The 7,806-nt window shown below is 62.7% G+C and carries 4 protein-coding genes; 3 read left to right on the top strand and 1 reads right to left on the bottom strand.

Going from position 1 to position 7,806, the window contains the following annotated elements; all coding sequences use genetic code 11:
* Nucleotides 1-150 precede the first annotated feature (150 nt).
* Entirely contained in the window at nt 151-2,901 is a 2,751-nt protein-coding gene (locus tag OC610_RS16625) for a response regulator (RefSeq protein WP_264429126.1), read from the bottom strand.
* Between the two features lie 264 nt (nt 2,902-3,165).
* Between OC610_RS16625 and cysM the strand changes: the two genes are divergently transcribed.
* The 3 genes from cysM (at nt 3,166) to relA (ending at nt 7,786) form a co-directional block, all read left to right on the top strand.
* The gene (cysM, locus tag OC610_RS16620; RefSeq protein ID WP_264429125.1) at nt 3,166-4,068 is read left to right on the top strand and encodes a cysteine synthase CysM; all 903 of its coding nucleotides are present in this window, start codon (nt 3,166-3,168) and stop codon (nt 4,066-4,068) included.
* The gene (gene rlmD, locus OC610_RS16615) at nt 4,068-5,438 is read left to right on the top strand and encodes a 23S rRNA (uracil(1939)-C(5))-methyltransferase RlmD (protein WP_264429124.1); all 1,371 of its coding nucleotides are present in this window, start codon (nt 4,068-4,070) and stop codon (nt 5,436-5,438) included. The genes cysM and rlmD overlap by 1 nt, the downstream gene beginning before the upstream one ends.
* Nucleotides 5,439-5,539: 101 nt before the next feature.
* Nucleotides 5,540-7,786: a GTP diphosphokinase gene (gene relA, locus OC610_RS16610; RefSeq protein WP_181288509.1), complete on the top strand. Its 2,247-nt coding sequence runs from the start codon at nt 5,540-5,542 to the stop codon at nt 7,784-7,786.
* Nucleotides 7,787-7,806: the final 20 nt, after the last annotated feature.

Raw genomic sequence — 7,806 nt, 5'->3', positions numbered from 1 at the left:
CGAGGCTGCGATCTTTTGATCTTCTGATCTTTCGCTTGGGATTCAAGCGTCAGCGGAAAGATCGCAGCCTCGCTTCGCTCGGCAGCTCCTACGGTCCGGGGTCGGCGCGTGGATTTTCAGCGATTATGTCGGCGAAGGTATTGCCCTGGATCAGGCACTGATACGCGCCTCACTCGCCAGGCGTTCGATTGCACGCTCCAAGTCCTCAAGGGCCGCCGCCGCTTTGGGATCCTGCTGTTTGAGCAGGGTTTCGCTGCGCTGGCAGGCCGCGCGCAATTGCGGTACGCCGCAATAACGCGTGGCACCGTGCAGGCGGTGGACCCGTTCGATCAACGCGTTTTGATCGTTGGCTTCGCTGGCCTGGCGAATCGCTTCGCGGTCGGCTTCCAGGGAGGCCAGCAGCATGGCCAGCATGTCCGCCGCCAGATCGGCCTTGCCTGCGGCCAGGCGCAGGCCTTCTTCGTGATCGAGCACCAGCAATTCACCGCTGCGATTGCCGTCCGTGCCTCGGTCCGGTGCTTGATTGCGCAAGGCCAGGCCGGTCCACTTCAGCACGACCTGGGCCAGTTGTCGTTCGCTGATGGGCTTGGTCAGGTAGTCATCCATGCCGCTTTGCAGCAAGGCGCGTTTCTCGTTGGCCATGGCGTGGGCGGTGAGGGCGACGATCGGCAGCGGCGAGCAGTGCCGCTCGCTTTCCCACTGGCGAATCGTCTCGGTGCTCTGGCGACCGTCCATGCCGGGCATCTGCACGTCCATCAAGACCAGGTCGAAGGTTTCCTTCTGCACGGCCTTGACCGCCGCGTAACCGCTTTCCACCGCGAGCACCCGGGCGCCCATATCCTCGAGGAGGGTTTGCACCAGCAGCAGGTTGGCCGGGTTGTCGTCCACGCACAGCACTTTAGGGGCGCGGCTGGGCGCCGGTTCGTTGGGTTCGCTGCGCAAGGGGCGCGGATTGACCAGGTCAGACAACGAGCGGCGCAACTTGCGGGTGCAGGCCGGCTTGGCCTGGAGCTGGCTGTGAGGATTGGGAACGGAGAGGTGATACAGCGTCTGCTCGGTGGTCGGGCAGAGTACGAGGACTTTGCAGCCCAGGTGCTCCAGGTCCCAGATGTGCTGGTTGAGGCGTTCCGGCGGCATATCGTTGCTGGTGATGCCAAGCACGGCCAGGTCGATGGCCTGGTCGGTCTGGTGGGCGACGGTGACACCGTTGGTCAGGTTTTCCAGCGAATTGAACGGCGTGACCTGCAAACCGCAATCTTCAAGTTGATGCTGCAAGGCCTGGCGGGCCAGCTCATGGTTTTCCAGGACGGCGACGCGTCGACCGAGCAGCGGTGGGCCGGGCAAGTCCTCGGCGTCGTCCCGGGTCCTGGGCAGGCGCAGGCTGATCCAGAACTCCGAACCTTCGCCGGGCGTACTGTCCACGCCGATCTCGCCGCCCATCTGTTCCACCAACCGCTTGGATATCACCAGGCCCAGCCCGGTGCCGCCGGGTTGACGGGACAGTGAGTTATCGGCCTGGCTGAAGGCCTGGAACAGCGCTCGGACGTCCTGGGCGGAGAGGCCGATGCCGGTGTCCTGGATGCTGATGCGCAATTGCACGCTGTCTTCATGCTCGTCTTCGAGCATGGCGCGGGCGACGATGGTGCCTTCGCGGGTGAACTTGATCGCGTTGCTCACCAGGTTGGTGAGGATCTGCTTGAGACGCAGCGGGTCGCCCACCAGCGACAGCGGTGTGTCGCGGTAGACCAGGCTCACCAGTTCCAACTGTTTGGCATGGGCGGCGGGGGCGAGGATGGTCAGGGTGTCTTGCAACAGGTCCCGCAAGTTGAACGGGATGTTGTCGAGCACCAGCTTGCCGGCTTCGATCTTCGAAAAATCGAGGATCTCGTTGATGATCCCCAGCAGGCTGTCGGCGGATTTTTCGATGGTGCCCAGGTAGTCGAGCTGGCGCGGAGTCAGTTCGCTTTTCTGCAATAAATGGGTGAAACCCAGGATTCCGTTCAGCGGCGTGCGGATTTCATGGCTCATGTTCGCCAGGAATTCGGATTTGATCCGGCTCGCCTCCAGGGCTTCCTTGCGTGCCAGGTCCAGCTCGATGTTCTGGATCTCGATGGTTTCCAGGTTCTGGCGAACGTCTTCGGTGGCCTGGTCGATGCTGTGCTGCAACTCTTCCTGGGCATTCTGCAAGGTGCCGGCCATACGATTGATGCCCGACGCCAACTCATCCAGCTCCTGGCTGCCCAGCGGTGGCAGGCGGGTTTCCAGGTGGCCGTCCTTGAGCTGCGCCACGGCTTGCTTGATCTGGCTCAGCGGGCGATTGATGGTGCGTCCCATGCGCAAGGCCAGCAGCCCGGTGCATCCCAACCCGGCGGCGATCAGCAACAGACTGGCGAACAGGCTGCGGTAACCGCGCAGCAACATGCCACTGTGGGACAACTCCAGCTCGACCCAGCCCAGCAGGCGGTCGGCTTCCTCGGGAATCAGCTCACCCGCCAGGTTGCGATGCTTGCCGAACACCGGCAGCAGGTAACGCGTCGCGTCGTTACCGGTGCGTTGCAGCAACTGCGTGCTGTTGCCGTCGGGGGCGCGGTTGAGCATGGTCGGGCCGGCATGGGCCAGGGGTGAACGGTCGGGCGCGAGGAAGGTCACGGCGCGTACGTCCGCTTGCTCGAGGGACTGGGTGGCGATGCGTTCCAGCAGATCGGTGTCATGACGGCTCATCGCCGGGGCAACCAGCGGGGCCAACTGTTCGGCGATCATCTCGCCCCGTTGCAGCAACTGGGCGTGCAGGTCCGACTGCTGCATCCAGGTGAAATAGCCGCCCAAAACCAGCGCCATCAGGCTGGTCGGCAACAGGGTCAGCAACAGGACGCGGCCTTTGATTCCCAGTTTCTTGAGCACACTTTTCTCCTGCATCCAGCGGTTCGATTGAGCTTTGCGCGCATCCGGCACGCAATACCTGCGCAGTGTAGCGGCTTGCAGGCGGGCAATCTTCGTAAAATTCGTGACGATGGCGTCAAGGTCCATGCGGAAGCCGAGCAGGGGCGGCACTCGGTTTGCGCTTGCTTATTCCCATAAGCCATAAGCACTGCACTTTGCGTGATATGGCCTCGCGGGGTTTGCCGGTATGATAGGCGCCCCCGCAGCCCGGATTGCGAATACGCCATGACATTGCAGTACCCAACCATCGCCGATTGCGTCGGCAACACTCCGCTGGTTCGTTTGCAGCGCCTGCCCGGCGCGACCAGCAATACGCTTCTGCTCAAGCTCGAAGGGAACAACCCGGCGGGTTCGGTCAAGGACCGCCCGGCGCTGTCGATGATCACCCGTGGCGAGTTGCGCGGGCTGATCCAGCCCGGTGATACGCTGATCGAGGCGACGTCCGGCAACACCGGCATCGCCCTGGCGATGGCGGCGGCAATCAAGGGTTACAAGATGATCCTGATCATGCCCGACAACTCCAGCGCCGAGCGTAAAGCTGCGATGACGGCTTATGGCGCCGAGCTGATCCTGGTGACTCAGGAAGAGGGCATGGAAGGTGCTCGCGACTTGGCCGAGCGCATGCAGGCCGAAGGTCGTGGCAAGGTGCTGGATCAGTTCGCCAACGGTGACAATCCCGAGGCCCACTACACCACGACGGGCCCGGAGATCTGGCGCCAGACCGACGGCACGATCACCCATTTTGTCAGCTCGATGGGCACCACCGGCACCATCATGGGCACCTCGCGCTATTTGAAAGAACAGAACCCGAACGTACAGATCGTCGGCCTGCAACCGATGGAAGGTTCGGCGATCCCCGGCATTCGTCGGTGGCCCCAGGAGTACCTGCCGAAGATCTACCAGGCCGAGCGCGTGGACCGGATCATCGACATGGCGCAGAGCGAAGCCGAGGACGTGACCCGTCGCCTGGCTCGTGAAGAAGGCATCTTCTGCGGCGTGTCTTCGGGCGGTGCCGTGGCGGGCATGCTGCGCTTGTCCAAGGAAGTGGAGAATGCGGTGATCGTCGCGATCATCTGCGACCGTGGCGACCGTTACCTGTCGACCGGCATCTTCGACGCGCCCAACTGATGGCCAAGCAAGAAAGAGGCTTGCGCTTCCAGCCCAGCGGCGGAAGCCGGGCCCCGCAAGTGCCCACCGGTAAAAAGCAGCGCCTGACCATCGAGCGCCTGGCCAACGATGGCCGTGGGATTGGGTTTGTCGATGGGCGCACCTGGTTTGTCATCGGTGCCCTGGCCGGCGAAGAGGTCGAGGCGCGGGTGCTCGGGGCCCACGGCAAAGTGGTCGAGGCCCGCACCGAACGGGTGTTTTCGCCCAGCGAGCTGCGTCGTGCCGCGCCGTGTGTCCATGCCGGTCGCTGCGGCGGCTGCAGCGTCCAACACTTGCCCCACAACGAACAACTCGCCCTGAAACAGCGCATGCTCGCCGAGCAGTTGTCGCGGGTGGCGGGCGTCGAGCCGCAGGAATGGGCCGAGCCCTTGAGCGGGCCGGAATTCGGTTACCGGCGTCGCGCCCGGGTGGCGGTGCGTTGGGACCAGAAAGCAAAAACACTCGAAGTGGGTTTCCGTGCAGTCGGCAGCCAGGACATCGTCGCCATCGACGAATGCCCGGTGCTGGTACAGCCCTTGCAGCCGATCATGAGCCGCTTGCCCCAGATGCTTCGGCGCCTGGCAAAACCCCAGGCATTGGGCCATGTGGAACTGTTTGCCGGCTCGTCCCTGGCGCTCTTGTTGCGGCACATGGCACCGCTGTCGGAAGCCGACCTGACGATCCTCAAGGATTTCTGTGCGCTCCACGAAGCCCAGTTGTGGCTGCATGGCGAAGGCGAGCCGCAACCGGTCGATCCGGGATTGTCCTTGGGCTATCGCCTGGAAACCTGGGGCCTGGACCTGGCTTACCGGCCAGGGGATTTCATCCAGGTGAACGCTGCCGTCAACGAGGCGATGGTCGCCCAGGCCTTGCAGTGGCTGGCGCCTCGATCCGAAGAGCGCGTGCTGGACTTGTTTTGTGGCCTGGGCAATTTTGCCTTGCCGTTGGCAAAAAGCGTGCGCGAGGTGGTGGCGGTGGAAGGCGTGCAGACCATGGTCGACCGTGCCGCTGCCAACGCCCTCAGCAATAATTTGCATAACACTGCTTTTTTTCAGGCCGATTTATCCCAGCCTTTGGCGGGGGCCGAATGGATCGGCGAAGGCTTTTCTGCGGTACTCTTGGACCCACCCCGTGACGGTGCTTTCGAGGTGGTGCGCAAGCTGTCGTCCCTGGGTGCCAGACGGTTGGTTTATGTATCGTGCAACCCGGCAACTTTGGCCCGGGATACGGTCGAACTGATCAAGCAGGGCTACCGGTTAAAACGTGCCGGGATTCTCGATATGTTTCCTCAAACGGCGCATGTCGAGGCCATGGCGTTATTTGAAGCGAGCCAGGATGGCTTGTCCGACTGACCCGTTCGTGCCAATCCGCCACGGCCCTGGGCGGAAACACGGGCAACGAAGGTCAGCGATGTTGACGCATTGAATCTGCGTCGTAGGGAAGGTAAGTAAAGATGGTACAGGTGAGAGCACACCAGCCGATCAACACCGACGGCAGTATCAATCTCGAGGCTTGGCTCGATCACGCGGTCAGTATCGACACGGCACTGGATCGCGAAGCCTTGAAGGCCGCCTGCGAGTTCGCTCGCGAGGCGGAACAGCAGCACAACGCGGCGAAGAACCTGTGGTCCGAAGGCACGTCGAGTTTCCAGACAGGCCTTGAGATCGCCGAAATCCTCGCTGACCTCAAGCTGGACCAGGATTCGCTGGTCGCCGCGGTGCTGTACCGCGGCGTGCGCGAAGGGCAGATCCAGTTGCCAGTGGTCAGCCAGCGCTTCGGCACCGTGGTCGCCAAGCTGATTGACGGCGTGCTGCGCATGGCGGCGATCAGCGCCAGCCTCAGCCCGCGCCAGTCCATGGTGCTGGGCACCCAGGGCCAGGTGGAAAACCTGCGCAAGATGCTTGTCGCCATGGTCGATGATGTGCGCGTCGCACTGATCAAGCTGGCCGAGCGCACCTGCGCGATCCGCGCCGTGAAATCTGCCGACGACGAGAAGCGCAATCGCGTTGCCCGAGAAGTTTTCGACATTTATGCACCGCTGGCCCATCGCCTCGGTATTGGTCATATCAAGTGGGAGCTGGAGGATTTGTCCTTCCGCTATCTGGAGCCCGACCAATACAAGCAGATCGCCAAGTTGCTGCACGAGCGTCGCCTGGATCGCGAGCGCTTCATCACCGATGTCATGACCCAGTTACGCGAAGAACTGCAGGCCACCGGCGTGGAAGCCGATATCAGTGGCCGCGCCAAGCACATCTATTCGATCTGGCGAAAAATGCAGCGCAAGGGCCTGGAATTCAGCCAGATCTATGACGTTCGCGCCGTTCGTGTGCTGGTCCCGGAAATGCGTGACTGCTACACCGCGCTGGGCATCGTCCATACCTTGTGGCGGCACATCCCGAAGGAATTCGACGACTACATCGCCAACCCCAAGGAAAACGGCTATCGCTCGTTGCACACCGCGGTGATCGGTCCCGAGGGCAAGGTACTGGAAGTGCAGATCCGCACCCACGCCATGCACGAGGAAGCCGAGCTGGGTGTGTGCGCCCACTGGAAATACAAGGGCACCGACGTCAAGTCCGGCTCCAACCATTACGAAGAGAAAATCTCCTGGTTGCGCCAGGTGCTGGAATGGCACGAGGAGCTCGGCGATATCGGCGGCCTCGCCGAGCAACTGCGGGTCGATATCGAACCGGATCGGGTCTACATCTTCACGCCCGACGGCCATGCGATTGACTTGCCGAAAGGTGCGACGCCGCTGGACTTCGCCTATCGGGTCCACACAGAGATCGGCCACAACTGCCGTGGCGCCAAGATCAACGGGCGGATCGTGCCGCTCAACTACAGCCTGCAAACCGGTGAGCAGGTCGAGATCATCACCAGCAAGCACGGCACGCCGAGCCGCGACTGGTTGAACCCGAACCTGGGCTACATCACCACTTCCCGGGCGCGGGCAAAAATTGTCCATTGGTTCAAATTGCAGGCCCGCGACCAGAACGTCGCCGCCGGCAAGACCTTGCTCGAACGCGAGTTGAGTCGCCTGGGCCTGCCGCAGGTGGACTTCGACAAGCTGGCCGAAAAAGCCAACATGAAGACTGCCGAGGACATGTTCGCTGCCCTCGGTGCCGGCGACCTGCGCCTGGCTCAATTGGTCAACCTGGCCCAGCAACTGGTTGAGCCGGAACGTGGCAACGAACAACTGGAGCTGATTCCGCGCAAGGCCACTGGCTACAAGCCGGGCAAGCGCGGTGACATCCAGATCCAGGGCGTGGGCAACCTGATGACGCAGATGGCCGGCTGCTGCCAGCCGTTGCCGGGGGACGCGATCGTCGGCTACATCACCCAGGGCCGCGGCGTCAGCATTCACCGCCAGGACTGCGCCTCGGTGCTGCAGCTGGCCGGCCGCGAACCGGAACGGATCATCCAGGTCAGCTGGGGCCCGGTGCCGGTGCTCACCTATCCGGTGGACATCATCATCCGCGCCTACGACCGCTCCGGCCTGCTGCGTGACGTGTCCCAGGTGTTGCTCAACGAGCGCATCAACGTGCTCGCGGTGAACACCCGCTCGAACAAGGAAGACAACACCGCGTTGATGTCCCTGACCATCGAGATTCCGGGGCTGGATGCATTGGGGCGGTTGCTGGGACGGATTTCCCAGTTGCCGAACATCATCGAGACGCGGCGGAATCGAACGCCGGGCTGATCGCTGGTTGTCTTGGTTTG

This window comes from Pseudomonas agronomica (assembly GCF_025917275.1).
In the GTDB taxonomy this organism is placed as follows: Bacteria; Pseudomonadota; Gammaproteobacteria; order Pseudomonadales; family Pseudomonadaceae; genus Aquipseudomonas; species Aquipseudomonas agronomica.
Note: the sequence above shows the minus strand (reverse complement) of the source record. Positions and strands in the feature narration are given on the sequence as shown.

Excerpts from the sequence above, each read along its gene's own strand:
- rlmD (WP_264429124.1), top strand. The coding sequence starts at position 4,068 with ATGGCCAAGCAAGAAAGAGGCTTGCGCTTCCAGCCCAGCGGCGGAAGC.
- cysM (WP_264429125.1), top strand. The coding sequence starts at position 3,166 with ATGACATTGCAGTACCCAACCATCGCCGATTGCGTCGGCAACACTCCG.
- relA (WP_181288509.1), top strand. The coding sequence starts at position 5,540 with ATGGTACAGGTGAGAGCACACCAGCCGATCAACACCGACGGCAGTATC.